The sequence below is a fragment of the Paenibacillus sp. FSL H3-0321 genome (assembly GCF_038002865.1).
GTDB lineage: Bacteria > Bacillota > Bacilli > Paenibacillales > Paenibacillaceae > Paenibacillus_AQ.
The window spans coordinates 2,781,490-2,807,783 of the sequence record NZ_JBBODH010000001.1 but is presented as its reverse complement, the minus strand read 5'-3'; the positions used below and the strand labels follow the sequence as shown (position 1 = coordinate 2,807,783).

At 54.7% G+C, this 26,294-nt stretch carries 21 protein-coding genes and 1 riboswitch; of the genes, 19 read left to right on the top strand and 2 right to left on the bottom strand.

The genetic code is table 11. The features are described from left to right. Positions 1-187 precede the first annotated feature (187 nt). From MHI45_RS12320 to MHI45_RS12300, 5 genes are all read left to right on the top strand, one after another. On the top strand, positions 188-6,709 hold the full coding sequence (locus MHI45_RS12320; RefSeq protein ID WP_341119090.1) for a WIAG-tail domain: 6,522 nt from the start codon (positions 188-190) through the stop codon (positions 6,707-6,709). A gap of 309 nt (positions 6,710-7,018) precedes the next feature. Beyond that, on the top strand, positions 7,019-7,867 hold the full coding sequence (locus MHI45_RS12315; protein ID WP_341119089.1) for a glycosyltransferase family 2 protein: 849 nt from the start codon (positions 7,019-7,021) through the stop codon (positions 7,865-7,867). Beyond that, positions 7,867-8,889: a glycosyltransferase family 2 protein gene (locus tag MHI45_RS12310; RefSeq protein WP_341119088.1), complete on the top strand. Its 1,023-nt coding sequence runs from the start codon at positions 7,867-7,869 to the stop codon at positions 8,887-8,889. Before MHI45_RS12315 ends, MHI45_RS12310 begins: the two co-directional genes overlap by 1 nt. Next, on the top strand, positions 8,886-9,623 hold the full coding sequence (locus MHI45_RS12305; RefSeq protein ID WP_076110808.1) for a glycosyltransferase family 2 protein: 738 nt from the start codon (positions 8,886-8,888) through the stop codon (positions 9,621-9,623). Before MHI45_RS12310 ends, MHI45_RS12305 begins: the two co-directional genes overlap by 4 nt. 47 nt (positions 9,624-9,670) lie before the next feature. After that, a complete protein-coding gene (locus MHI45_RS12300; protein ID WP_038596028.1) occupies positions 9,671-10,402 on the top strand; it encodes a sugar phosphate nucleotidyltransferase in 732 nt (243 codons plus the stop codon). A 47-nt stretch (positions 10,403-10,449) separates the two neighbouring features. On the opposite strand, the gene MHI45_RS12295 is transcribed toward MHI45_RS12300, so the two are convergent. Continuing rightward, the gene (locus tag MHI45_RS12295; RefSeq protein WP_341119087.1) at positions 10,450-10,980 is read right to left on the bottom strand and encodes a GNAT family N-acetyltransferase; all 531 of its coding nucleotides are present in this window, start codon (positions 10,978-10,980) and stop codon (positions 10,450-10,452) included. Positions 10,981-11,198: 218 nt separating this feature from the next. On the opposite strand from MHI45_RS12295, the gene MHI45_RS12290 reads away from it, so the two are divergent. The 11 genes from MHI45_RS12290 to MHI45_RS12240 all read left to right on the top strand — a co-directional run bounded on the left by MHI45_RS12290 (position 11,199) and on the right by MHI45_RS12240 (position 20,804). After that, positions 11,199-11,486 carry a hypothetical protein gene (locus MHI45_RS12290; RefSeq protein WP_038596026.1) on the top strand — a complete coding sequence of 96 codons (288 nt, stop codon included), beginning with the start codon at positions 11,199-11,201 and terminating at the stop codon, positions 11,484-11,486. 25 nt (positions 11,487-11,511) lie between these two features. Continuing rightward, positions 11,512-11,859: a restriction endonuclease subunit S gene (locus tag MHI45_RS12285; protein ID WP_076110805.1), complete on the top strand. Its 348-nt coding sequence runs from the start codon at positions 11,512-11,514 to the stop codon at positions 11,857-11,859. After that, entirely contained in the window at positions 11,856-12,158 is a 303-nt protein-coding gene (locus MHI45_RS12280; protein WP_076110804.1) for a hypothetical protein, read from the top strand. Before MHI45_RS12285 ends, MHI45_RS12280 begins: the two co-directional genes overlap by 4 nt. 4 nt (positions 12,159-12,162) lie before the next feature. Further along, on the top strand, positions 12,163-12,603 hold the full coding sequence (locus tag MHI45_RS12275) for a hypothetical protein (RefSeq protein ID WP_340896748.1): 441 nt from the start codon (positions 12,163-12,165) through the stop codon (positions 12,601-12,603). A 208-nt stretch (positions 12,604-12,811) separates the two neighbouring features. Next, entirely contained in the window at positions 12,812-13,351 is a 540-nt protein-coding gene (locus MHI45_RS12270; RefSeq protein ID WP_340896749.1) for a GNAT family N-acetyltransferase, read from the top strand. Positions 13,352-13,519: 168 nt separating this feature from the next. Continuing rightward, a riboswitch (purine riboswitch) is annotated at positions 13,520-13,618 on the top strand. A gap of 64 nt (positions 13,619-13,682) precedes the next feature. Further along, positions 13,683-15,020, top strand: coding sequence for a 5'-deoxyadenosine deaminase (locus MHI45_RS12265; protein WP_038596015.1), 1,338 nt, complete (start codon positions 13,683-13,685; stop codon positions 15,018-15,020). 211 nt (positions 15,021-15,231) lie between these two features. Then, positions 15,232-15,813 (top strand): RNA polymerase sigma factor, encoded by a 582-nt coding sequence (locus tag MHI45_RS12260; protein WP_306080825.1) that lies wholly within the window; start codon positions 15,232-15,234, stop codon positions 15,811-15,813. After that, the gene (locus MHI45_RS12255) at positions 15,813-16,991 is read left to right on the top strand and encodes a hypothetical protein (RefSeq protein WP_076110800.1); all 1,179 of its coding nucleotides are present in this window, start codon (positions 15,813-15,815) and stop codon (positions 16,989-16,991) included. The genes MHI45_RS12260 and MHI45_RS12255 overlap by 1 nt, the downstream gene beginning before the upstream one ends. A gap of 162 nt (positions 16,992-17,153) precedes the next feature. Then, on the top strand, positions 17,154-19,052 hold the full coding sequence (locus MHI45_RS12250) for an LTA synthase family protein (RefSeq protein ID WP_076110799.1): 1,899 nt from the start codon (positions 17,154-17,156) through the stop codon (positions 19,050-19,052). A 9-nt stretch (positions 19,053-19,061) separates the two neighbouring features. Then, positions 19,062-20,495, top strand: a complete 1,434-nt coding sequence (gene wsfD / locus MHI45_RS12245) for a glycan biosynthesis hexose transferase WsfD (protein ID WP_076110798.1) — start codon at positions 19,062-19,064, stop codon at positions 20,493-20,495. A 135-nt stretch (positions 20,496-20,630) separates the two neighbouring features. Further along, positions 20,631-20,804, top strand: a complete 174-nt coding sequence (locus MHI45_RS12240) for an aspartyl-phosphate phosphatase Spo0E family protein (protein ID WP_076110797.1) — start codon at positions 20,631-20,633, stop codon at positions 20,802-20,804. Between the two features lie 367 nt (positions 20,805-21,171). Here MHI45_RS12240 and MHI45_RS12235 read toward each other — a convergent pair whose 3' ends face one another. Next, positions 21,172-21,936, bottom strand: a complete 765-nt coding sequence (locus tag MHI45_RS12235) for an AAA family ATPase (RefSeq protein WP_083675630.1) — start codon at positions 21,934-21,936, stop codon at positions 21,172-21,174. Positions 21,937-22,148: 212 nt separating this feature from the next. Here MHI45_RS12235 and MHI45_RS12230 point away from each other — a divergent pair, with 212 nt between their 5' ends. From MHI45_RS12230 to MHI45_RS12220, 3 genes are all read left to right on the top strand, one after another. Then, the gene (locus MHI45_RS12230; protein WP_439823164.1) at positions 22,149-23,249 is read left to right on the top strand and encodes a CgeB family protein; all 1,101 of its coding nucleotides are present in this window, start codon (positions 22,149-22,151) and stop codon (positions 23,247-23,249) included. A gap of 31 nt (positions 23,250-23,280) precedes the next feature. Then, positions 23,281-24,414 carry a glycosyltransferase family protein gene (locus tag MHI45_RS12225; RefSeq protein WP_083675629.1) on the top strand — a complete coding sequence of 378 codons (1,134 nt, stop codon included), beginning with the start codon at positions 23,281-23,283 and terminating at the stop codon, positions 24,412-24,414. 253 nt (positions 24,415-24,667) lie between these two features. Continuing rightward, a complete protein-coding gene (locus MHI45_RS12220; RefSeq protein WP_076110795.1) occupies positions 24,668-26,233 on the top strand; it encodes a glycosyltransferase family 4 protein in 1,566 nt (521 codons plus the stop codon). Positions 26,234-26,294: the final 61 nt, after the last annotated feature.

The window sequence follows — 26,294 nt, the reverse complement described above, 5'->3', positions numbered from 1 at the left end:
TTGTATGTTTGTACGTGGCCTTCAGGGTGGACGAATGCGCGGCGGCAGAAGCCCTTTTTCAAAAGATAGACGAAGCCGCTTTACTTGCAGATTGATTATAGGCAGCCTTGCTGCAAATGGTGTCATCCGCCCACTGGACTGCATATGATGCCTAGAAGAAACAACAGATGGAAGGAGGAGACTGCTTGTGAAGAGCTCCAGAAGGAATCAACAACACAGTTCCAAGAAGCGACTCTACTACGTGGATAATCCCAATAAAAAAGAACTGAGTATGCTGGGAAGCAGTCCAAGGGTGCTAGGGGGATTTGAAGCACCCGTCAGCGAGACGGTGGATCCGCCAGACCGGGCCCTGCAGGTTAGTGGTGTGGGCACGGTAGAAGTTGTTGCAGAGCCGGCACAACCTGCCGTACCTGCAGTACCTGCCGTACCTGCCGCCCCGGATAAAGAATTGCTGGAGGTGCCGGCAGCAGAAGAAACACTCCAGATTGAGGAGGTGGTTGTCCACGCGCCCGAGCCCGTTCTGCCTGTTCTGGAAAAAGAGCGCCTGCAGCCCGTATATACCGATGATCTGTGCGATGCGGCCGTTACCGGCCAGAAGATTGCTCCGCGCACCATTGACGGCTCTAAGCTGAAATTCGGGATTATCGGTACTCCCTGGCTGCAGGATTATGCGGTGCAGAGCATCAATATCGCGGACAAGGCGATAACGTCCTCGAAGATTGCCCCCGAATCGATAACTGGCGAACATCTGGCGGAAGGAAGTGTGAACGGCGGCAAGCTGCTGGATCATTCGATCAGCGGCGAGAAGCTGAAGAACGGAAGCATCGGCCCGGAGAAGCTGGCTGACCGGATCATCGGGGGAGAACAAATTGCCGACCGGTCCATTGCCAGCCGTCATTTGAGCGAGCTGCTGATTACTGCCGACTTGCTGGAAGATGGAACCATAACCGGCGAAAAAATTCTAAGCAGCACCATTGTCAGCCGACATTTGGCGAACGGAAGTATCGACCGTTCCAAACTGGCTGACGAGGCGGTGTCCGGCGATAAAATCGCCGACGGCGAAATCAGCGGAGCCAAACTGGGCGATGCCGTGATTGAGGGCCGCCATCTGAGCGAAGGCGTCATCACGGCGAAACATCTGGCGCCGGGAGCCATCGGGCCTGAGCAGCTTGCCGGCCGTCTTATCGGCAAGGAGCAGCTCCAGTCCGGCAGCATTGACAGCGGACATCTTGCGGATGCCGCAGTAGGCACGCGGCAGCTGGGGGAGAAGGCTGTACGCAGCCAGCATCTAAGTCCGGAAAGCGTAAATGGCACCCATATCGGCGACGGAGAAATCACTGCCCGCCATTTGGCGGACCGCAGCATTTCTTTTGTGAAGCTGGCGGAAGGTGCGGTAGGGACGGTACAGCTCGTGGAGCAGGCGGTCACCTCCTCCAAAATCGCCGATCAGAGCATCCTGCCGAATAAACTGGCGGATGAAGCGGTCACTACACGGCATATCGCCAAATCCGCAGTACGCGGACCGCAGCTTGCCATGCAGGCTGTGACCTCGCTCCATCTGCAGCGTGAAGCTATAGATCAGTCCCACTTAGCCAAGGAATCGGTCGGATCGGAGCAGCTGCAAAGCCAGTCGGTGCTGACGGCTCATCTCGCATCCGGTGCAGTTACCGGAGAACAGCTGGCAAGCGAAGCTGTGGCTGGAGAGCATCTGCGCGCGAAGAGCATTACCGCCGCCAAGCTGGCGGACGGGGGCATTCATGCCGGCAAGCTGGCTGCAGGTGCGGTCACCGGAAACGCAATTGCCCGTGAAGCCGTGAGTGGTGAACATATCGCCTTCTGTACGGTGGAGGAAAAAAATCTGGCCGATGCCAGTGTCAGCGCCCGTGTACTGCAGAATGCCGTAGTGGATTCTGAACATCTGGCGCCGGGCGCCATAGAACGCAGACATCTTGGTGAGAACAGCGTGACGAATTCGGCTCTGCAGTCCGGCTCGGTCTCGGGCGACAAGCTTGCCTCCGGCGCGGTGAAGGAAGTACATCTCGCCGCAGGTGCCGTGCAGCCGCATCATCTGGCCGATCATGCGGTTACTTCATTGAAGCTATCGCCGGAGAGTGTCTCAACGGATAAGCTCAGTGATCTGGCGGTCACTTCCACCAAGCTGGCTGATGGCAGTGTTACTTCCGCCAAGCTGGCAGCCTTATCGGTGGCGGCGGAGCATTTGACACCAGGGTCGGTTAGCCCCGCGTCGATCAGCGACACGGCTGTCCAAGGCAGACATCTTGCCCCGGGAAGTGTCGGCGGCGCACATATTCGTCCGATGTCTATTGGCAACGGGCACATTATTCCTAGCTCTATCTCATCGATTCAAATCCAGGATGGCAGCATTAGCAGCTCCAAGCTGGCCGAAGGTGCCGTATCTTCCCTCCATCTGTCTCCAGGCAGTATTGGCACCAGTCATGTGGCGGAGGATTCACTGGAAGGCCGTCATATCAAGCAGGGAGAAATCACCCTGGATCACCTGGCCGGAGAGGTCCGCAGCGCAGAGCTGCTCCCTGACGGCAGCATCGGCGGGGAAAAGCTGGCGGAAGGCTCGATCGGTTCGTTCCAATTGGCTCCGAGCAGTGTATATGGCGGACATCTTGCTGTCGAAGCCGTGGACAGCCGCCACATCCGCCCTCACAGCATCAAGCTGAAGCATCTGGCGGAGGAGACCCTTACCGCTGATCTGCTGCCGGACGGCAGCGTCAGCACCGCGAAGCTGGCGGACGGAGCGGTAGGTTCGGAGAATCTCCAGGCGGAAAGTGTAAACGGAGAACATCTCGCGGACGGAGCGGTGGAGGAGCGCCACTTGAATCCCGGGATCATCAAGCTGGAGCATCTGACGGCAGAGGTCCGCAGCGCAGAACTGCTCCCTGACGGCAGCATCGGCGGGAAAAAGCTGGCGGAAGGCTCGATCGGCTCCTTCCAGTTGGCTTCGAGCAGCGTATATAGCGGACATCTTGCGGTCGAAGCCGTGGACAGCCGCCACATCCGCTCTCACAGCATCAAGCTGAAGCATCTTGCAGAGGAGACCCTGACCTCCGAGCTGCTGCCGGACGGCAGCATCAGTTCCGCGAAGCTGGAAGGCGGAGCGGTAGGTTCGAAGCATCTCCAGCAGGAGAGTGTATTCGGAGAACATCTTGCGGACGGAGTGGTGGAAGAGCGCCATTTGAATCCCGGGATCATCAAGCTGGAGCATCTGGCCGCAGAGGTCCGCAGCGCAGAGCTGCTTCCTGATGGCAGCATCGGCGGAGAAAAGCTGGCGGAAGGCTCGATCGGCTCCTTCCAGCTGGCTCCGGATAGCGTATATGGAGAACATCTTGCCGACGGAATAGTGGAACAGCGCCACTTGAACCCCGAGATCATCAAGCTGGAGCATCTGGCCGCAGAGGTCCGCAGCGCAGAGCTGCTGCCGGACGGCAGCATTGGCGGGGAGAAGCTGGCGGAAGACTCCATCGGTTCCTTCCAGCTGGCTCCGGGCAGCGTGCATGGAGAACATTTTGCGATTGATGCCGTGGACAGCCGGCACATCCGCCCCGCCAGCATTAAGCTGAAGCATCTGGCGGAGGAGACTCTGACCTCCGACCTGCTGCCGAGCGGCAGCGTCAGCTCCGCGAAGCTGGCAAAGGGCGCGGTGGGTTCGCAGCATCTCCAGCAGGAGAGTGTTCATGGCAGACATCTCGCGGACAGAGTCGTGGAGGAACGCCACTTGAATCCCGAGATCATCAAGCTTGAGCATCTGGCCGCAGAGGTCCGCAGTGCAGAGCTGCTGCCGGACGGCAGCATCGGTGGAGAAAAGCTGGCGGCAGGAGCGGTAGGTTCGCAGCAGCTCCAGCAGGAGAGCGTGCACGGAGAACATCTCGTGGACGGAGTGGTGGAGCAGCGCCACCTGAATCCCGAGATCATCAAGCTTGAGCATCTGGCCGCAGAGGTCCGCAGTGCAGATCTGCTGCCGGACGGCAGCATCAGCGGGAAAAAGCTGGCACAAGGCTCCATCGGTTCCTTCCAGCTGGCTTCAGACAGCGTATATGGCGGGCATCTTGCCATGGAAGCCGTGGACAGCTGCCATATCCGCTCTGGCAGCATCAAGCTGAAGCATCTTGCGGAGGACACCCTGACCTCCGATCTGCTGCAGGATGGCAGCATCGGCTCCGCGAAGCTGGCGGCAGGAGCGGTAGGTTCGCAGCAGCTCCAGCAGGAGAGCGTGCACGGAGAACATCTCGCGAACGGAATAGTGGAGGACCGCCACTTGAATTCCGGGATCATCAAGCTTGATCATCTGTCCGCAGAGGTCCGCAGCGCAGATCTGCTGCCGGACGGCAGCGTTGGCGGGAAAAAGCTGGCGCAAGGCTCCATCGGCTCCTTCCAGCTGGCTCCGGGCAGTGTATACGGCGGACATCTTGCGGTCGAAGCCGTGGACGGCCGGCACATCCGCCCCGGCAGCATCAAACTGAAGCATCTGGCGGAGGAGTCCTTGACCTCCGATCTGCTCCCTGACGGTAGCATCGGCTCTGCGAAGCTGGCAGCAGGAACGGTAGGTTCGCCGCATCTCCAGCAGGAGAGTGTGAACGGAGAACATCTCGCGGACGGAGTGGTGGAGGAACGCCACTTGAATCCCGAGATTATCAAGCTGGAGCATCTGTCTGCAGAAGTCCGTAGCGCAGACCTGCTCCCTGACGGCAGCATCGGCTCTGCGAAGCTGGCAGCAGGAACGGTAGGTTCACAGCATCTTCAGCAGGAGAGTGTGAACGGAGGACATCTCGCGGACGGAGTGGTGGAGGAACGCCACTTGAATCCCGAGATTATCAAGCTGGAGCATCTGGCCGCAGAAGTCCGCAGCGCAGACCTGCTCCCTGACGGCAGCATCGGCTCCGCGAAGCTCGCAGCCGGAGCGATAGGCACGCCGCATCTCCAGCAGGAGAGTGTGAACGGAGGACATCTCGCGGACGGAGTGGTGGAGGAACGCCACTTGAATCCCGAGATTATCAAGCTCGCGCATCTGTCCGCAGAGGTCCGCAGCGCAGACCTGCTCCCTGACGGCAGCATCGGCTCCGCGAAGCTGGCTGCCGGAGCAGTAGGTTCGCCGCATCTCCAGCAGGAGAGTGTGAACGGAGGACATCTCGCGGATGGAGTGGTGGAGGAACGTCACCTGAATCCCGGGATTATCAAGCTGGAGCATCTGTCTGCAGAGGTCCGCAGCGCAGACCTGCTCCCTGACGGCAGCATCGGCTCCGCGAAGCTGGCAGCAGGAACGGTAGGTTCACAGCATCTTCAGCAGGAGAGTGTGAACGGAGAACATCTCGCGGACGGAGTGGTGGAGGAACGCCACTTGAATCCCGGGATTATCAAGCTGGAGCATCTGTCCGCAGAGGTCTGCAGCGCAGACCTGCTCCCTGACGGCAGCATCGGCTCCGCGAAGCTGGCAGCCGGAGCAGTAGGTTCACAGCATCTGCAGCAGGAGAGTGTGAACGGAGGACATCTCGCGGATGGAGTGGTGGAGGAACGCCACCTGAATCCCGGGATTATCAAGCTGGAGCATCTGTCCGCAGAGGCCCGCAGCGCAGACCTGCTCCCTGACGGCAGCATCGGCGGGAAGAAGCTGGCGCAAGGCTCCGTCGGCTCCTTCCAGCTGGCTCCGGGCAGTGTATACGGCGGACATCTTGCGGTCGAAGCCGTAGACGGCCGGCACATCCAGTCTGGAAGCATTACGCTGAAGCATCTGGCGAAGGAGACCCTGACCTCCGATCTGCTGCCGGACGGCAGCGTCAGCTCTGCGAAGCTGGCAGCCGGAACGGTAGGTTCACAGCATCTTCAGCAGGAGAGTGTGTATGGTGAACATCTTGCAGACGGAGTAGTGGAGGAACGCCACCTGCTTCCCGAGATCATCAAGCTCGAGCATCTCGCCCCAGAGGTCCGCAGCGCAGAGCTGCTGTCTGACGGCAGCGTCAGCTCCGCGAAGCTGGCGGCTGGAGCGGTAGGTTCACAGCATCTCCAGCAGGAGAGCGTGTACGGCGAACATCTCGCAGACGGAGTATTGGAGGAGCGTCACCTGCTTCCCGAGACCATCAAGCTTGAACATCTGGCCCCAGAGGTCCGCAGCGCTGAACTGCTCCCTGACGGCAGCATTACCGGAGCGAAACTGGCTTCCGGCAGTGTTGGTGCCGAGCAGCTCGCAGAGAGTGCGGTTGGAACTGACGGACTCCAGGATGAAGCGGTGGATGCAACCAAAATTGCTTCCTTCGCCGTTCAATCCCGCCATCTGGAGGAAGAAAGTGTGCAGGGCTACCATATTGCTCCCGGCGCGGTATCCGGTGACCATCTGGCCCGCGGCGCGGTGGGGGCGGAGCATCTCTCCTTCAGTCCGGTGCAGAGCGCCGGAAACCGGGAGGTACTCCAGCAGTTCGGAATGACGGCGTTCATGTTCAATGGTGACGCAGAGAGTGTGGAGGTCACTGTCTCCTTTGACGAAAGCTTTGGCCATACCGGCTATGTGCTTGTGGCCATGACGAACCAGCCGTTCTTTCACGCCTCGCTTAAAACGAGGGCCGGCGGAGAGGCTGTAATCCTGGTGAACCGCCTGCGTGAAACCCAGCATTTCTATGGAGTGTTATCCTGGATTGCACTCGGCTCGCCTCCGGCAAAGCCGCCAGAAAACCGGGTATTCGATTAAATACAGAGCCGCTGAAAAAGCGGATAAGAGCGCAGCCGCCGGCTGCGCTCTTGTTCAAATATAAGAATTTATATGCTTCACGCTATAAATTATCCTTCTATTTCTCGCTGAAACGGATACCGTCCTTTTAAGGACGGCGAAGCCGTTTCTACTTGTGTTTATCGCCCGAAAAAGTCGGTTGAATGCGGGATGGATGACATCTGTCCAAATTTGTGTGTGAAGGGAGACACCCGCCGTTACCCGGAGAAGCGGATTACATAGACTGTGATGTAACCCTAAGCCCGGCAGTATGCCCTGCAAGGAAGGTGGATGAGCTTGAAGCATAAACGAACATCTGCCCGCCGCACGGGGCGGCGGGCAGCTCGACCAGCGCGGCGGAACTCCCGGCCAGTGCGGCCCGTAGCTGTACGTCCTGCACAGAATCATCCCGAGCCTTACGTGTCGGTTATTATTCCGGCTATGAATGAGGCCAGGACGATTGCCGGTGTGATTGCCGGAGCCAGGGGTGTTCATCCGCGCTGTGAGGTTATTGTGATTGTTAATGGCTCTGCCGATAAAACGGCGGAAATAGCGAAATCTATGGGTGCCCATGTCATCTCTTTCGAGCAGCCGCTTGGACACGATGTTGGCCGAAGTGTCGGAGCGGATGCGGCCAAAGGGGAGGTCCTGCTGTTTACAGATGGGGATCTTGTCATTCCCGCCGCGCAGCTGCGTCCATTCGTAAGTGCAATCCGCGGCGGGACGGATGTAGCGCTTAATGATTATTCCGGGCCGGTCCGCAGCAGGGTTCCGCATCCTGTGGTGCTCTCCAAGTATGCACTGAACATTATGCTCGGACGTTCCGACCTGAAGGGGTATTCACTGACGGCGGTTCCCCATGCGCTCAGCCGCAAGGCGCTTAATGTGCTGGGGAGCGGTCTATTGTCAAGGCCGCCGCTGGCTTATGCCCGCGCATTGCTAGAAGGCTTGAGTGTAAGGGAAGTGCATAAAGTGCCTGTTGGCAAACTGAATGCTGTCCGCCGCAAGCGCGGCGGAAGGGACCCCTTGCAGGAGATTATTCTCAGGGATCACCTCGATGCTGTGTCTATGCTGCTCGAGCTCAAGGGGGAGAGGGCGGGATTCAGCGACGGCACCCGGCGAAGGGAGATGGTGAGGTAATGGCTATTGGCTATAAGGCCGTATTACGTTCGAAACGGAGAAGAACGTTTTCCGCCGGCACGTCTCCCCGCCGGAGCGGAGCAGGTATTCCGGGCATCAGGAAGTCTGCATCTAATAAAAGAGGAGCAGATTCAATAGCGGCTGGCAGCTCCTCTGAACGGCTTACGGGAGCGGGATTATCCGCAGCCCGCGGCTCTGCTGTCCGGCGCACGGCGGCAGAAGCATCCGCTGCCGTGAAACCGCAGCGGATGCTTCCGAAATTGCGCGGCTTGCTGTCCGTCATCATCTCGGCAAGAGATGAGGCGCGTACCTTGCCCGGTCTCCTGGAGCAGGTGGAGCTTCTGGAGCCGGCGGAGATCATCGTGGTGCTGAACGGCTGCAGCGACAACAGCTTTCAGCAATCCAGAATATGCACACGGGCAACGGTCGTGCATTGCCCCGAATCGGCCGGTCATGATGTGGGGCGTGCGCTTGGCGCCAAGCTCAGCCGGGGGAATATTCTGCTCTTTCTGGATGGAGACATGAGCATTCCGGCGCGGCAGCTGGCCCTTTTTGCAGCAGCTGTAGACAGCGGAATTGATGTTGCGCTTAATGATCTGGATGGCCTGCTGCCGCCATTTGGCGCAAGTGATGATGTCACCCGCTGCAAGCTGTATTTAAACGGGGTTCTAGGCCGGAGTGATCTCGGGGTGAGCTCCATGACCGCTGTTCCCCATGCCTTGTCCCGCCGTGCACTGGAAACCATCGGTTACCGTGAACTGATGGTTCCCCCGAAAGCGCAAGCCCTCTCCATTCTGAATCGGCTGCGGGTGGAGAAGGCCGGAACGGTTAATGTCATCAAGCATAACCGGCTGCGCAAAGGGAATACGGGAGCCGGCAACTCGGTGGAACAGCTGATTATCGGCGATCATGCGGAAGCGCTGCAGGCGGTTATTGCGCACAGGGAAGTGAGCGGAGTGCTCTCTGGCGAGCGACTGCAGGAGCAGCGCAGGCAAATGGCTGCCTGGAGGAACCGGTTATGACAATGACCAGTATCATTATTCCGACATATAACGGACTTGAACTGCTGCGGACCTGTGTGGAAGCCATCCGGGCCTACACCGAAACGCCGTATGAAATCATTGTGATCGACAACGCTTCGAAGGATGGTACCGACACGTACTGCCGGACAAATAATCTAACCTTTATCTCCCTGCCTGAGAACCGCGGGTTTCCCGTTGCCTGCAATATGGGGATGCAACTCGCTTCAGGCGATGAGCTGCTGCTGTTGAATAATGATGTTGTCGTCTCGCAGGGCTGGCTAAGGAACCTTAAGGCAGCACTATACAGCGCACCGGAAGTTGGTATTGCCGGTCCCGTGACCAACTATGCCAGCGGCCAGCAGCAGGTCAAGACTGCATACAGTGATATACCGGGTTTTCATGCGGAGGCCCGGCAGGCCAACCTCCAAGATCCCTCGAAATGGATAGAGACGAGACGGTTGGTGGGCCTGTGCTTTTTGTTCAAACGAGAGCTGATGGACACTGTTGGACTGCTGGATGAACGGTATTCACCTGGACATTATGAGGATGATGATTACTGCTTCCGCGCCCGGCTGCGTGGCTACCGGCTGCTGATTGCCGGGGATTGCCTGGTGCATCATGAAGGAAGCGCGAGCTTCAAGGAGGTATACTCCTCTGCACTTAAGGAGCTTGTGGAGCGAAACCGCAGGATTTTTATAGATAAATGGCATATGGATCCGGCACAGTTCTTCTGAAATGTTGACCCGAAGACTAAAGACACAGATAAAGAGGAGGAAAGTAAGTGAAAGGAGTCATATTGGCGGGCGGAAAAGGAACAAGACTCTATCCGCTGACCCGGCTTATGAACAAACATTTGCTTCCGGTCGGCAAATATCCTATGGTGTGTTACGGTATAGACCGGTTGCGCCGGGGGGGTATAACCGATATTCTCCTGGTCATCAGCAAGCAGTCTGCGGGGCAGTATACCGATTTTTTGGGCAGCGGTGCGGAATTTGGCGTATCTCTGACTTACAAAATTCAGGAAGCCGCAGGAGGTATCGCGGAAGCGCTGGAGCTGGCGGAGGGATTTATTCTTCCTGGCGAAAGGTTTATCGTGCTGCTGGGTGACAATCTTTTTATGGATGATCTGACGCCTTATGTGCAGAGCTATCTTCAGCAGCCCGAAGGCACGGCGAAAGTGCTGCTGAAGCCGGTGGAGGATGCGCGGAGATACGGCGTTCCGGTGTTTGACGGCGAGGATTCAACATTGATTGCGTACATCGAAGAGAAGCCGGAGATCCCGAAGACCAACTATTGTGTAACCGGCATTTATATGTACGATGAGGCCGTGTTCGATATTATCCGCCGCGTGTCCCCTTCCCAAAGGGGGGAGCTGGAAATTACCGATGTGAACAACATTTACGCTGCCGACCGCATGCTCAGCTATGATGTGCTTAAGGAATGGTGGAGTGATGCGGGAACATTCCAGTCACTGCGTGAAGCGGGTGAGAAGCTGAAAGACACGCTGCCTTAAGGGCGGCGTGTTTTTCATTGTACAAGAAATGAGAGTTTCGTTGCAGATTATTGTATGGAGGATACAGTGTTAGCCGGCCGTGCAATTCTCCACCAGAACAAATCACCCGTGTCACGGTACATATGCGCGCCCAGATGCTCCAGGACTTTGTGAGAAGCCCAATTATCCTTTTCCGTATCAGCAATAATCCATTGCGCCCTGGGATCGTTGAAGATCCATTCGCTGATAGTCCGCACTGCCTCTGTAGCATAGCCTTTTCCCCAATGCCATTCGTCAATGCAGTAGCCTATAATGACCTCCCCTTGTTCATTCGGACAGCCTTTCAGGATGATATACCCGATAATCTGCTGGTGCCTGCGCTGAATAATGGCCCAGTTGGTCAGCCAGAGGTAATTTTCCTCATCCTGCTGCACTCTGGAATGCCTGATCCGCATAGCATACTGCATTTCCTCATCCAAGGAGGCGCCGCCAGCGTTCATGCCAAGAGCGTGCTTCAGCCCGGCATAATTCTCTGTGGCGAGCGAGAGCTCCGCTGCGGTTAAAGGCTGCAAATCCAGACGGTTGCCTGCCAGTTTCATACATTACCTCCAATCCGGTCAGGAACTGATTCCTAATCTATGTATGGTAAAAAATTCAATTTCATCCTCAGAATAATCTGACTTTCCGCAGTTGTCAATCTCCGCCTATTCTCAGCAAAAGTCTTCTGGCCCCCCGCAAAGTTACACCGGTTCTCCGCACCGTCAAGGCGCTTGCCGCATATGCTGTAGCAGGGCGTTTGAGCAAAGGAGACATGAAGGTGCAGAATAAAATAACAAAAGTGCTGCAGCACATGGCCCATACGCACGAACAGATGGCGCGGATTCTTGACGCCGAACGCCACGTTGCCGTCCGTATGTCGCAAATAGTCCATGATCTGCCGGATGCGGAGCCTGATTTTGGCGGATTCAGCGGGCTGGTAGAAAGCCACGGTCAGGTTAACAAGAATATTATTGCTTACTTGAACGCGATAGCCGATCTGGAAGAAGCGATGGCTGAAGGGGTAGGCAGAGTCATCAAGGAATTAAACGGTCAGGAAGAAGAGTAGCGATTAAAAGAGCAGGAGGCGGAAGATGAGCAGAGAAAAGGCTTATCTGCAAATGCTGGAGTCGACCGCTACTATCCAGTGGAACATCGCGATGATTCTTGAAGCCAAAGCGGTGGAAGCGGAAAAGGTGAAGCAGTGGACGCAGCATCATATCCACGCTAGAGCGTTCGATACCCATGAAGAGCAGTTGAAGCAATCCCTCTCCATTCATGAAGTGATCGTGGAAATGGTGGAAGGGCTGACGAAATTGGAGAATGGGCTGTACAGCAATTTAAAGGCAGTGCTGGGCAGCGGTGAGGAAGAAGGCGGCGGCGGCGAGGGCTTTGGCGGCATGTCCGGTGAAGGCTTTAATTTCGGGGACGACGACAAATGAGCGGCGGGCTTCTCTCCGAACACGCCGTCAAGCTGGAGATGATCCGCTCCATTGCCCGCAGCCAGGCCGCACTCGCCGCGATCTTGGAGAGCATCGCCGAAATAACGGGGCAATCGGAGCTGACAGCCCGCAAGCTAAGCGACAATATCAGAATCCTAAGCCAGTACCAAAGCGCCATGTGCCGGATGATGTCCGGCATTTCGCTGCATCAGCCCAAACGGGGAATTCCTGCTGCGCCATGGCTGAGCAAGACATGTGCAGGAGGAACCTCAAGAGTGCATGGAGTACAGGAGGAGTAGAAGAATGAAGAGGAAGAAAGCTATCAAGCGTTCAGGCAGGGGAACCCGCAGACGAACATTGTTGCTATCCCGGAAGGCCAGGATCGGCAGAGGCCGCAGCCGCAAAGTTCGTTATGGCAGAGCCCCAAAAGGTCTGTTGGTGCGCAAGAAGAGAAGACAACGCCGCCGGATTGTGCAGAAAATCCAGGTAGTGCATCCGTCTGTGCAGCCGATAGTTCAGCCGGTAGTGCAGCCGCCAGTGCATATGGTACCCGTGCAGGTGGTCCCAGTGGTTGAAGCTCCTCCGGCGCCTCAGGTAGTACAGCTCCCCCCGGATCTTGGCGTCCCTCCGGAAACGCCGCCGGGAGACGCCTTTCAGCAGGGCTACACCGAAGCATACAACGTGGGGTTCGACGCCGGTTTCGCCAAGGGCTTCGAGGACGGGCATAAGCTGGAGCTGGGCTGAGACATCCAAGGCCAAAGGGTAAGGGGCCAATTAGAGGGCTGGTGAAGGTTAAACCGCCGCTACTCCTCTATAGGCCGCTTCCCTCTGATCCGCCCGCTCTGGAGCAGTTGGAAAGCTCTGGTCTATTGATTGTACTTCCGGTTATGGTAGACTTTCTTTACAGAATCCTTGCCGGATTCAAATGTCGATAGAAAAGTGGAGGGTACACATGAGCGGTAATAAGATTCGGAAGGCGCTGAGAGAAGAAATCGGGGAGATTATGGAGCTGATTGCCAAATGTGTACAGGTTATGCAGGCCGGCGGTAGCGACCAATGGAATGAGAGCTACCCTAACCGGGAAGTTATCGGTCTCGATATCGAGTGCGGCACACTGTATGTCTATATCGACAATGAAGCCATTGCAGGTATTATTGTATTGGACGAGAATCAGGCGGAGCAGTACGGGGAGATTCGCTGGTCGCAGGAGCAGGGACGGCATTTAATCATGCATCGCCTGGCTGTTCATCCGGAGGTGCAGGGCAAGGGCATCGCGCGGAAGCTGACCGCTTTTGCCGAGGAGTATGCTGTGAACTGCGGATACAGCAGCATCCGGCTGGATACATATATGAAGAATACCATAGCGCTTAGCTTATATCCCAGACTTGGCTATGAGCGCAGGGGTGAAGTCTCGTTCCCCGGCCGTACAGCGAATTTCCCGGTATTTGAGAAGGTGCTGGAAGGCGCGGCGAAACTGGACGGACAAGCTTAAGGAACATTCCCTTCAAAAATGAACTTTATGTAATATTAGTTAACATTAAAATCGTTGAATTGACCTTTTTGGGATCTTTTCATCAGAATTTAAAGGGTTACTGCATTTATATGTAACTTTAGTTGACAATAAACCTATCCTTACTTTATGATGGGACTATTCAGAAAACAATTGAATAGTCTTTTCTTTCGTATATCCTTAATAATTGGTTTAAGGGTCTCTACCGGGAACCGTAAATTTCTGGCTACGAAAATATGCTGCGGCATATTTTTGTGGCCTTTTTGTGTTATCTGCAGCAGCTAACTGTTATCTGACAAGGGGGAATCGGATCATGGCGAACATACTGATCAAACATGCGGAGATTATTACGATGAACAAGCAGGAGGAGATTCTTTACGGGGACATCCGCATTAAGGACAGCCTGATTGTGGAAATCGGCAGCGGGCTGCAGCCGCAGGACGGTGAACGGGTCATTGACGCGAAGAACCGTACGGTCATTCCCGGTTTTGTACAGACGCATATTCATCTATGCCAGACGCTCTTCCGCGGCAAAGCCGATGATCTGGAGCTGATGGATTGGCTGCGCAAGCGGATCTGGCCGCTGGAAGCGGCGCATGATGAGGAATCACTCTATTACTCCGCCATGCTGGGCATAGGGGAGTTGATTTCCAGCGGCACAACGACCATTGTGGATATGGAAACGGTGAACCATACGGATTATGCTTTCCAGGCCATAGCCAAGAGCGGCATACGCGCCCTGTCCGGCAAGGTGATGATGGATCAGAAGAATGACGAGGTTCCGGCAGCCCTGCAGGAGGAGACGGCTGCCTCTCTTCAGGAGAGCGTGGATTTGCTGGAGAAATGGCATGGCTATGGCGGGGGCCGGATCCAGTACGCCTTCTCGCCGCGTTTTGTCATCTCCTGCACGGAGCCGCTGCTGAAGGAAGTACGGGATCTGTCGGCCCGCTATGGAGTTAAGGTGCATACCCATGCTTCGGAAAATTTGGGGGAGATCGAGATTGTCCAGGCGATGACCGGCATGCGCAATGTCGTCTACCTTGATCATTTGGGGCTGGCGAATGATCGCTTGATTCTCGCGCATTGTGTATGGCTGGATGACGAGGAGAAAAAGATTTTGCGGGACCGCGGGGTACATGTCAGCCACTGTCCGGGCTCCAATCTGAAGCTGGCTTCCGGGATCGCCGATACACCGGGGATGCTGGAGACCCACATCCATCTCAGTCTCGGTGCGGACGGTGCGCCCTGCAACAACAACCTGGATATGTTCAATGAGATGCGGCTCGCTGCAATCATCCAGAAACCGCAGCATGGGCCGACCACGATGGATGCAAGAAGTGTCTTCCGGATGGCGACCATCGGCGGGGCCAAGGCGGTAGGCATGGAAGACAAGATCGGCAGCATCGAGGTAGGCAAAAAAGCCGATCTGGCGATTCTCAACCTCTACAACTTTCATACCTTCCCCTCCTTTGATGTAGATCCGATTTCCCGTATTGTCTATTCCGCCACCCGGGCAGATGTGGAGACGACAATCATCGACGGTGAAATCGTGATGGATCATGGTCTGTTGAAGACGGTAGATAAGGAGGTTGTGCTGCATGAGGCCAACCGTTCTATTCAAAGACTGCTGGCGCACTCTCCGCTGGGCTGACACATTGACCGTTTGAATCGGCAAACGTTATAATTTATGGAAGAATGTTCAATAATTTGAGAATCGGCACTTATTTCAATGTTTGATCAACCCTATCATTTGGCGGGAGGCTGCGGCCTTCCGTTTTTTTTTTTTTTTTTTTTGCTGTATCCATAAAGAAATTTTGCCAAACGGGAACCCGTTAGCTGGCAGTGAGGTCATATGTAGTGAGGTGAATGTATTGGAACTCGATAATCTTAAAGCAGCAGAAACAATGGATGAAGAACAGCTGAGGCGAATCATGAGCCTGTATGGCGAGGATATTTGGCATTATATCTATTATCTCACCGGCAATTCCGAACAGGCGGATGATCTGGCGCAGGAGGTATTCGTCAAATGCTATTACCGGATCGGGACCTACCGGGGAACTTCCTCACTGAAGGCGTGGCTGCTCACGATTGCGCGTAATACGGTGTTTTCCTACCGCAAATCACGTTTCTTCCGATCAGGCCTGTGGGGCGGAGTTCAAACCCTGAGTCCTTCCGGCTCCGGCAATGAAGGGTTCGTGCTGGAACAGACCGGCATTACCCGTTCGGCGGAGATGGAGTATCTCGGCAACCGCCATATCGACGACATTTGGAGCATTATTATGAAGCTGCCGGATAAATTCCGTGAAGTGCTGGTGCTCGATTTAAGAGCGGAGCTGTCGGTAAAAGAAATTGCCGAGCTGACCCGGTTATCTCCGGGAACCGTCAAATCCAGACTGCACCGTGCGCGGCGTAAAGTCCAGGAAAGTATAAGGGGGTTGGAGTGATGCGGGAACGGGAGCCTGAGTGGTATGAACGGGCTAGAAAAGGGCCATTCGAAGAGGCGAAATTTACGGATGTGCATGCCGGTAAGGTTATGCGCCGGGTGAAGGAAGGCGAGCCGCACCAGGAACGGAAAGGATTTAAATTCCGTGCGGGCATAGCCGCTGCCGGAGTCCTGCTGCTTGTGGGAGCAGGGGTGTTTTACCTGGGAACCGGACCTTTTGGCGAAGGAAACACCGCCGGTCCTTCCTATCAGCATGAAGAAACCGCTGACGTTACGGAGGCCGGGATGATCAAGACGGCAGAGAAGACGATGCAGGAGCAGCTTGGCAAGAAGCTGCCCTTCGAGAGCATAGAGCCGCAGGTAGGAGCAGATCAGGTCCGCATTATTTTTAAGGACGGCGACTATTACGCCAATATCTGGGTCAGCACGGAGACAGGGCAAGTGATGATGTACAGTATGAGCGCTATATTTGCTGCTGAAGAAATTGATGACGATATGCTGGGCAAGGCCAAGGAGAAGCTGCGGGAACTGGGTTATAAGGGCGAGTTCAAAGCGGATGGGTTGACACGGTTTGTGGATTACGGGCGTGTCCCTAATCAGGCTGCGCAGTTGAGCGAGAACCTGTTCTCAGAAGAGGCGCAGATTGGTTATGTGAACGGGAAATATGTCGGGGCTTACTTCGAGGTGGGTCAGGAGGAGATAGGGGAAGACTTGAAGCAGACCGGGCTGAATGCGATGAGCAAATTAAGAAGCGGCACGGTTAAGCTGAATAAAGCAGCCCGCAACACGGGATGGGGAATGGATGGGGAAATCACTTTGTTTTATGGACCGGATGCATCCGCATCTTCGTTTGTAACGATGAATTATGTTACTCATGCGGTCCTGAAGGTTTCCGATCCGTCTCTAGCCCCGGCTAATCCGAATAGCCCGGAGCAGCGTGCCGAGCAGGAACAGAAGCTGCTGGACATGGAGAATGCCAAGCTGCAGAGCGCGGCGGCAGCTGTTGCAGATGGAATATTCGGCATTCGGCTGGAGGACTACACGCTGGTCAAGAATCAGCAAGATCCTGGAAGCATTACCTTTGAGAGCGGGGGAACGGCACCGGCAATCGAGGCCACCTATAATCTTGAAGGGGTCATTTACGGATTAGGTATATGGCGTGAAGCGACTCCATATTAAGGGGGGGGTTGTTAATGTATTTTAAGAGGGATGTGTGCCTGCATGAGGCCGCATCCCTCTTTGATATACATAACAAGTATTGCTATACTAGAGAAATCTGATATTTTACTGAAAATAAGAGTGGAATTTACAAAAGAGATTACGGGTGAATAAGGAGAACTAATGAGCGAGAACAAAATTGGGCTGGTGCATGCCCATTTCTTTATTGTGGCCGGATTGATCTGGCTGAAGCTGCTGCTGCTGAGAATACTGTTTTTCGACCGGATTTCCTGGGAATGGATTGCGGCGGATATTGCTCCGGTTCTGCTGATCATGGGGATTCTGGCGCTGATTGTACCGGGACGGATGAAGACGGGGGTCTACTGGAGCTTTAACGGAATATTGTCGCTGCTGCTGTTTGCGTCCAGTGTCTATTTTAACCATTTCGGGTCGGTTCCGACCTATTTGGCTTTCTATGAGCTGAATCAGGTTTTTGCGGTAAAAGAGAGCGTGGAATCGACAATCGAGTACATTGATTACCTGTTTTTTGCCGATATTGTGATCATGATTCTGTACGCCTTGATCCGCAGATGGCGGAGAGGTACAGCTTATCCGGTGCGGAGCTGGCGGTCTCCCCGTGGGCGGAGAGCCCAACTGATCGTCATTCTTGCCGCCATTATAGGCGGCGCTTCGCTGTCGGTCTACTCCGTACATGCGGCAAAGGGAATTACCAATGAGCTGGTTCAGGCAGAGAGCGCCGGATTTCTGAATTACGAAGTGGTGGCTGCGATCAAAGCCCAGGAGGATAATGGCCTGATTGGAACCGGAGATATCAAGGATACCATTGCCAAAGTAACGGAACTTCAATCTTCTTATCCATACAGTGATAAGGTCCCGGGGACGGTGCCGGATTTGTTCGGCTCGCAAAAGGGCAAAAATGTAATTGTCATCCAGATGGAAGCCTTTCAGAATTTTCCGCTGCATCAGTCGCTGGACGGTCAGGAATTAACGCCGGTGCTGAACCGCTTAGCGGGAGAGGGCTTTTATTTTCCGCATGTCTATCAGCAGATTGGTCCGGGCAATACCTCGGATGCTGAATTTATGAGCAATACCTCGATCTATCCGATAGGCACGCTGGCGATGTCAACGGGCTTCGGAGACCGGGAGCTGCCGAGTCTGCCCCGTCTTTTGCGGGATAAAGGCTACGAAGCTTACACCTTTCATGTGAACAAGGTGGGGTTCTGGAACCGCAATCAGCTGTATCCGGCGCTGGGCTTTAACGGCTATTATGATAAGGGCCATTATACCAATGATCATTTCAATGCTTTCGGCGCTTCCGATGAGCAGCTGTATATTACAGCGGTTGATGAGCTGGCGAAGCTGCAGCAGAAAGGGACACCCTTTTATGCTCAGCTGGTAACCGCCTCCAGCCACCACCCGTTCAAGATCCCTGATGCTGCCAAAAGAATAACGCTGCCGGAGGATTTGCAGGATACCATGCTGGGCGATTATTTAACGGCAATCAATTACACTGACTATGCCATCGGGACGCTGATTGAAGGACTGAAGCAAAGCGGGCTGTGGGAGAACACCGTGCTGATGCTGTACGGCGATCACTTTGGACTGCAGCCTAAGGATGTGCCGCCGGAGCAGGTGGAAGCTGCGCTGGGAACGAAATATGATTCGCGGGTCAGCCGATTCAACATCCCGCTTATTATTCATGTTCCGGGCATGGAGCAGGGGCGGGTCGTGGACCGGACCGGAGGCCAAATGGATTTCGTTCCGACTCTGGCCAATTTGCTGGGGATTCCGCTGAAAGAAGAAGGTTATACGGCGTTCGGGCAGGATCTGCTTAATGTTGACCACAATGTAGTGGGCATGCGTTACTATCTCCCTACGGGTTCCTTTTTTAATGATGAAATTATGTTCGTGCCGGGTAAAGGCTTCGAAGACGGTGAAGCCGTTTCGCTGGATACGCTGGAGCCTGTGAAGGATTTCAGTTCATACAAACAAGACTATGACTATATTCTGAAGCTGATGGGCCTGTCTGATGAATATGTGAAGCTGCTTCCGCAGCGCTAGGGGGAGACTATGAAAAGACTATTGAAGGCAGAGGTACTGGCGGCTCTTGCCGGGGGCGGGCTGATTATTTATCTGCTGTTCCTGAAGCCGTTCGTCGGAGTTGCCGACAATGGCGACTTTCTGCGTATGATGAATACGATCGGCTTGAATTACTATGAGGCTGTGGAAGGTTATGCTGACCGCTTTTTCAGCTTCAGCCATTCCAGATTTTCTTATGATAATCTGTTCCGGGGGTTTTATCCTTCGTCGCAAATTTTGCTTGTGCTGGTGCCAAGGCTCATTTCCGGCCTTTTCCACGGCAGCTATTTCGATATTCGCCTGCTGGGTGCCGTTTATGCCCTCCTGCTGCTGGCAGCCACCTGGCTGATTGTTAAGCTGGGCACAGGCCGTTCCTACATTACGGGACTGGTGCTGGGTGCGGGAATGCTGTTTGTTTTTTATGACATCGGATATTTGGCTTATTTCAATTCGCTGTTCGGCGAACCCGTGTCGATGGTATTTATGCTGCTCACATTTGCGCTGGGTCTGAGACTTGCCGGACAGGAACATCCTACCCCCAAAGGGCTGACGGTGTTCTTTATTGCCGTGCTGTTCCTGATCTGCTCCAAAATCCAAAACGCGCCGGTGGGCATAGCATTTGCGCTGATCTTCCTGCGGATGGCCGCACTCAAGGGATCAGGCAGCTGGAAAAAGCTGGCCCGGTGGTTTGCGGTAGCGGTATTTCTTGTGTCAGTCATTATGTATGTGGGGGCACCCAAGGAACTGAAGCATATCAATCTCTATCAAACGGTATTTTTCGGGATTCTAAATGAGTCGCCGGATGTGCGGGGGGATTTGCGCGATCTGGGATTGCCGGAGCGGCTGGAGGTGCTGGCGGGTACGAATTATTTTCAGGGAGATACAGCCATCAAGCAGGATGATCCTTCGCTGACGCCGGATTTCTATGACCGGATGTCCCATAAGGACGTGTTGTTCTTCTATTTAAAACATCCTTCCCGCTTGATAGACAATATGAAATACGCTGCTGAGAACAGTATGTCTATCCGCCCTTATTATCTAGGTAGCTATGAGAAGAGCGAGAATAAGCCGGCAGGTGCGCTCGCCTATACTTACAGCGCTTGGAGTCAGCTTAAAAACAACCATATTCCGCATACCCTCGGTTTCCTCGTTTTGTTCTATCTGGTGTATTACGGCGGAGTGCTGTTCGAATATTTCCGTACCCGCGAATTACGCGGACGGATAGCCGGTGAGCTAATGATGCTGCTGGGCCTGATCGGGTTGTTCTCCTTCCTGGTACCGATCCTGGGCGACGGACGTGCGGATATCGGCAAGCATTTATTCCTGTTCAATGTGTGCTTTGATATGATGGCCGTAGCCATGCTGGGCTGGGTGGTGCATAAGCTCGCAGGCGCAGGAAAATACTTTACGGGCCAAAAACGTTAGGCGCTGAAAACTTACCCAACTTGGCATTCTGCAGAGGAATTGACCCTTAACTGATTATGGAATACAATGTGTTTGGAACTTTAGTAAATAACAAGAAATCGGCTTGAAACAGCCTCATCCAATAAGGGGGCCGCTATGGGAAATGATGAACACAAGGATAGAATTGAACAGGCAAGACAGGAATTGAATAGAATGGCCATTGAGTATGGAATGAATGATTTAAGAGTGCTTCGCCAATCCGTAAAGCTGGATGCTCTTCTGAACGAGTATACCGATTGCCTCACGGACAAGGATGATCAGCTCTACTAGAGTATAATAGGAAGCAATTTTATAGATGAAGACACTTTAACGGCAGCCGTTAGGGTGTCTTTTTTTATGTACAGGAAATTATGAGAGGTAAAGGTGCATTTGATTTCACCGAATGCGGGCTAGGTGGGGAAGGGGTAGAAGTGCACTTGATTTCGCCGTATCAGGGCTAGATGTGGTAATGAGAGGTAGATGTGCACTTGATTTCACCGTATGAGGGTTAGATGGCAAAATGAGAGGACGTGTACCACAATATGTGTCACGATAGGTCCAAGCTTTAAATAGCAAGCGTATTCACTATTGTGTAATTTTGTTCCGCTTAGTCTGCTTGGGGATACTCTTGGCACTGTGATAAGCCAGATAACGCCAGTTAGCCGTCGCCCAGCAGCTCGCGCAGCATGCCTTGACGGTCGTTCAGGAACGCCTTGGTTACAGTGTAATGTTCCGTATCCTCCAATGCAGCCTGCCGGATGCTTTCCTCTCCCAGGAGATAGATATCTGCGCCCGGATAAGACATCAGGATAGGTGAATGTGTGGCGATAATGAACTGCGAATGCTGCTGCACCAGCTCATGCATCCGCACCAGCAGCGACATCTGCCGCAGCGGGGACAGGGCAGCCTCCGGCTCGTCGAGAATGTAGAGGCCTTGGCCGCCAAAACGGTGAACAAAGGTGGAAAAAAAGGATTCGCCATGCGACTGCTCATGCAATGACTTGCCCCCGTAGGAATCCTTGATGAAGTTGCCTGCCTTAGGCTCTTCATCCAATTCGTCAATATAAGTCGCCACATTGTAATAACTCTCCGCACGCAGGAAGAAGCCGTCCTTTGGACGCCGTACCCCTTTGGCAATACGAAAGAATTCATACAGATGTGAATGTGAAGACCGGGTGTTAAATGAGAAGTTGAGTGTCCCGCCTTCCGGATTAAAGCCCCATGCCGCCGCAATCCCCTCCAGCAAGGTTGATTTTCCAGTTCCGTTCTCCCCTACCAGAAAAGTAACCTGCTTCTGAAACTCCAGACGATGGAGGTCGCGCACCGCCGGCAAATGAAACGGATAAGTCCGGAAGGAAGGAACCTTATCGCGAAGCAGCTCCGCATGACGGACGTAGAGCATGGCATTATTCATAGTATTCATTCTCCCACTCTCCCTACTTACGAATGATATCTTGCACGCTCAATTGGCTTGTCTTCAGTGTAGCCTGAGTGGATAAATTCTGCAAAGGTTCGGGCAACCCGGGTGGATGACAGGGGGCATCAGCCAATTTCGCCGTAATACAGACAGGTGTCCATGAGGCGAACGCTGACTCCGCATATAGTTATACTGTCTTGAGAATATGACGGGGCAGGGTGAAAGCCGTGAAAGTTAAAAAGAGAACAGAGCGTCCGCAGGAATATAGGGACGGATATCAGGAGGGATACCGTCTTGGCTTGTGTGAAGCCGTGAAACGCCTGAATTCTCCGGAGGCAGGGCAGGAGTGCCGCCCGCTTAAGCTAATGTACGTTCCCCAGGGGTTTCAAGCCATAGACGCAGGTGTAACGGAGGCGCTTGGACAGCTGGTTAGTGAATTGGTCTTAAGCACTCCGGAAACCATGCTGGAAGTTGCGGCACGCGAAATGCCGGGAGCGGTACTTGTTATGAACGGGCTGCATGTGTTTCCCGAGAACCATTTGGAGCAAATTACCGAAATCAAAAAATTGGGTATTTCTACGGCAATCTGGTTTGTAGATGATCCTTATTTTACCAAAGATACTTCTGTTATCAGCCAGCATTACGACCATGTGTTTACGCATGAGCTGGGCTGTGTGGAATTCTACCGCTCACTTGGGGTGGCTTCTGTCCATTATCTTCCGCTCTGTGTGAATCCGCAAATGTTCTATCCGCGCCGCACCGATCCGCAATATCAATATGATGTGGTGTTCATCGGCAACGCCTTCCGCAACCGGACGGAGCTGTTTGATGGGCTGGCTCCTTTTCTGAAGGACAAAAAGGTGCTGATCGCCGGCGGGTTCTGGGAGCGTCTGACCCAGTTTGAGGAGCTCTCGCCTTTTATTAAGGACGGATTTATTCCGCCTGAGGAGACAGCGAATTACTATAGCGGGTCAAAGCTGGTCATCAATATTCACCGTCCATGGGAGGGGGGACAGGATAACCGGAATTCCTTTCAATTGCCGTCCCGTTCCATCAATCCTCGGACCTATGAAATCAGTGCTTGCGGAACAATGCAGCTGACCGATATCCGTGAAGATCTGGACCGCTTCTACCGGCCGGGGTTTGACATGGAGACCTTTGGCTCTGCTGAAGAGCTGCAGCGCAAAATCGAATACTATTTGGTTCATGAGAAGGAGCGCCGCCTGATTGCACTGCGGGGGCTGCAGACAACCTTGCGCAACCATACGTTTATGGCGCGTTTGCCTCAATTATTGAATGTTCTTACAGCACAAGTGTGAATTCCAAAATGGGATGAAGGAGCGAATACTCATGAAGACTGAATTTATTATGCCCGCACCGCCTATGCCGCGGACGCCTGCGGAGGAAGAAAAGCTGCGCGGACGGTTAACCGGCTTCAAGGTAGGATATGACGAGGGCTATCTGCGGGGAAGACTCGCCATTCTGGACGGCCGTCCGGAACAGCTGCTTCCGGTCCGCAATATTCATGTCATGTACGTAGCCTCGGGTAAAGGCTATCCGTATTCGCCGCTGGACGATGCGGTTCTTTACGCCTTGCAGAAATTAACCGTAAAGGTCACGGTTACCGATGTGCGCCAGGACCTTATTGAGCTTGCCACGGCGCAGTCCCCCGATCTGATGCTGGTGCTGGACGGCCTTGATTTGCCGCTGGAGCAACTCTCCGTCCTGCGGAGCAGAGGCATCAAGACGGCGATCTGGCTGACCGATGATCCGTATTACACCGATTTCACCATGAAAATTGTGACGCACTACGACTACGTATTCACCCTGGAGCGCAATTGCGTGGAAATCTACCGTGGCCTCGGCTGCACAGAAGTACATTACCTGCCCTTTGCCGCCCACAGGGAGCACTATCGTCCGACGACAGGGCGTTCTCCGGTATGCCGGGATATCAGCTTCATCGGCTCCGCTTACTGGAACCGGATTGAGTTCTTCCGCAATATTATGCCGGAGCTGATGAGCTACAACACTGTGATCAACGGCATCTGGTGGGATCGTCTGCCCGAGGCTCCGCTCTATGGAGACCGCATCGAAGTCGGGAAGTGGATGTCGCCGCAGGAGACAGCCACCACGTACAGCGGCTCCAAAATTGTCATTAACCTTCACCGTTCCCATGTGGACGAGGATGCCAACAACAATGCGTTGGTTATTCCCGCGGCTTCGCCTAACCCGCGCACCTTCGAGATCGCGGCCAGCGGCACACTGCAGCTGAGTGATGCCAGAGATGATATGGGCTCCTTCTATAAGATCGGAGAAGAAATCGACACCTTCTCCAGCCCGCTGGAATTGATGGAAAAAGTCCACTATTACCTGACCCATGAAGAAGAGCGCCGGGAAATGGCCTTGCGCGCTTTTGAACGGACCCTGAAGGATCACACTTACACGAAACGCCTGAATCAGCTGTTGAAAGTAATCTATGGCTAACCGATAAAGGGACAAAATACCAGGAAATGTGCGTATATCAGGGGACAGGTGTCGTGCCGGCATCTGTGCCCCCTCAATATACTGGTGAAGTAACCTGACCTTGGCGTTTGCCTGCAAAGTGCGCTTCTCCAAGTGATTCAGTGCTTTCGAAGCGAGTTTTACATGAAGAACTGTCCCGTAGCTAATGCTTCGTAAAACTTTTAGGGAGGTGAATGGTCGCTCGAGGCCTCTTGCCAAGGAGCGCCGAAACACCATGGCCGACAAAGCTACAATCGTCCTCTTTTCCCATGTTTCCAATACGCGCAGTATTACGGGTGCGGAGAAGCTGCTGCTGTTCTTCGGCCGGGAGCTGTCTCCATACTTTAACTGTATTCTCGTAGCGCCCCAGGACGGTAAGCTGACGCGCCAGGCCCGCAGCTTCGGCCTGAATGTAGAGTTGCTGTCGATTCCTCTCGTCTACGGAATGTACACTCCTTATGCCGGACTGGAAGCGGATATCCGCAAATTTCAGGAAAGCCGGGAATATCAAGAAATGACAGACTGGCTGGCTGGTCTGCGTCCGGCATTTATTATCTCCAGCACTTGTGTGCATGCTTTGCCGGCAATGGCGGCGAAGTCGCTTGGCATCCCGGTGGTCTGGAAGATTTCCGAGACGATTACGGACAATGAGTTCACCCCGATCAGTGTAGACCTGATCCACAGGAACAGCGATGAAATTCTGGCAATTTCGCATACGGCTGCGGCCTGTTTCCCGGCGGATATCCGCGAGGGCAAGGTAACTCAGCTCCCGCCGTCCTGGAATGATAAAGAGTTGATGATGGAAGCCTGGAGCAAGCTCCGGGGGGAACGGCGGAGTGAGCTCAAGGTGTCTCCGGATGAACCGCTGATCGGATATATTTCCTCCTTCATCAACAAGGAGAAGGGGCTGGAGCATTTCGTCAAGATGGCCGTCCTTGTCAGTGAACAGTATCCGAAGGCGAAGTATCTCGTCATTGGTACTCCCGGAGACAAAAACTACTATGACCGCTGTGTGCGCAAGGTGAAGCTGGAGGGACTGACCTCCCGGTTCAAGTTCGCGGGATATGAAGAATGTCTGCCTTCGGCCTATTGCGCAATGGATCTGCTGGTTGTTCCCAGCCTGATCCGTGAGGGTTTCGGCATGACCGCCCTGGAGGGAATGGCCTTCGGCAAACCGGTGGTCGCCTATGATTCCGGCGGGCTGCAGGAGATTCTGCACATGGCCGGCTGCGGCAACCAACTCGCTCCGACGGAGGATATCGAAGCGTTGGCTGACCGGGTAAAGGCGCTGCTGGCGGAGCCGGGACTGGCGGCAGCCATCGGCAGCCAGTCGCGGGAGCGCGTTGATGCCGTATACGGTCCGGCGGCCTACAGGGCACGGTTGCTGGGGCTGGCGGAGCGCTGGCAGCTCCGTTACTGCACGGCAGCGGTGGTAGAGCTGCCAATCTGCAGCGAGCCCGCCGAGCCGCTCTCTGGCGGAGCGCCTGTGCAACTGCCCGTAAGCGAAGCGCCGGGCAGCAGCGAACCCGTGGCGGCGGCGGAACCACCGCCACCACCGCCGGAGCAGCCGGAGCAGCAGCCGCCGGGCAAGGGCCACTCGCGCCGCGCAACACGGCTGCGCAGAGCGAGGCTCCGGCGCGGCAAGCTGCGCCGCGCCAAAGCCCGGGCGCGCCGCAGCGGGCGCCCGGGCCGCAAGCGGCGTACGGCGCGGCCGGCACGCCGGAAGGGCAGCGGCGGCAAATCCCGCCGCACAGGCAGCCGCGCACGCCGGCGTGGGAAGAGCCGCCGCAAAGCGGCGTGAACACTGCGGGTGCACCTCCCCGCAGTGGGTGAAATACAGCAAGTTATACTCAAACAAGGTA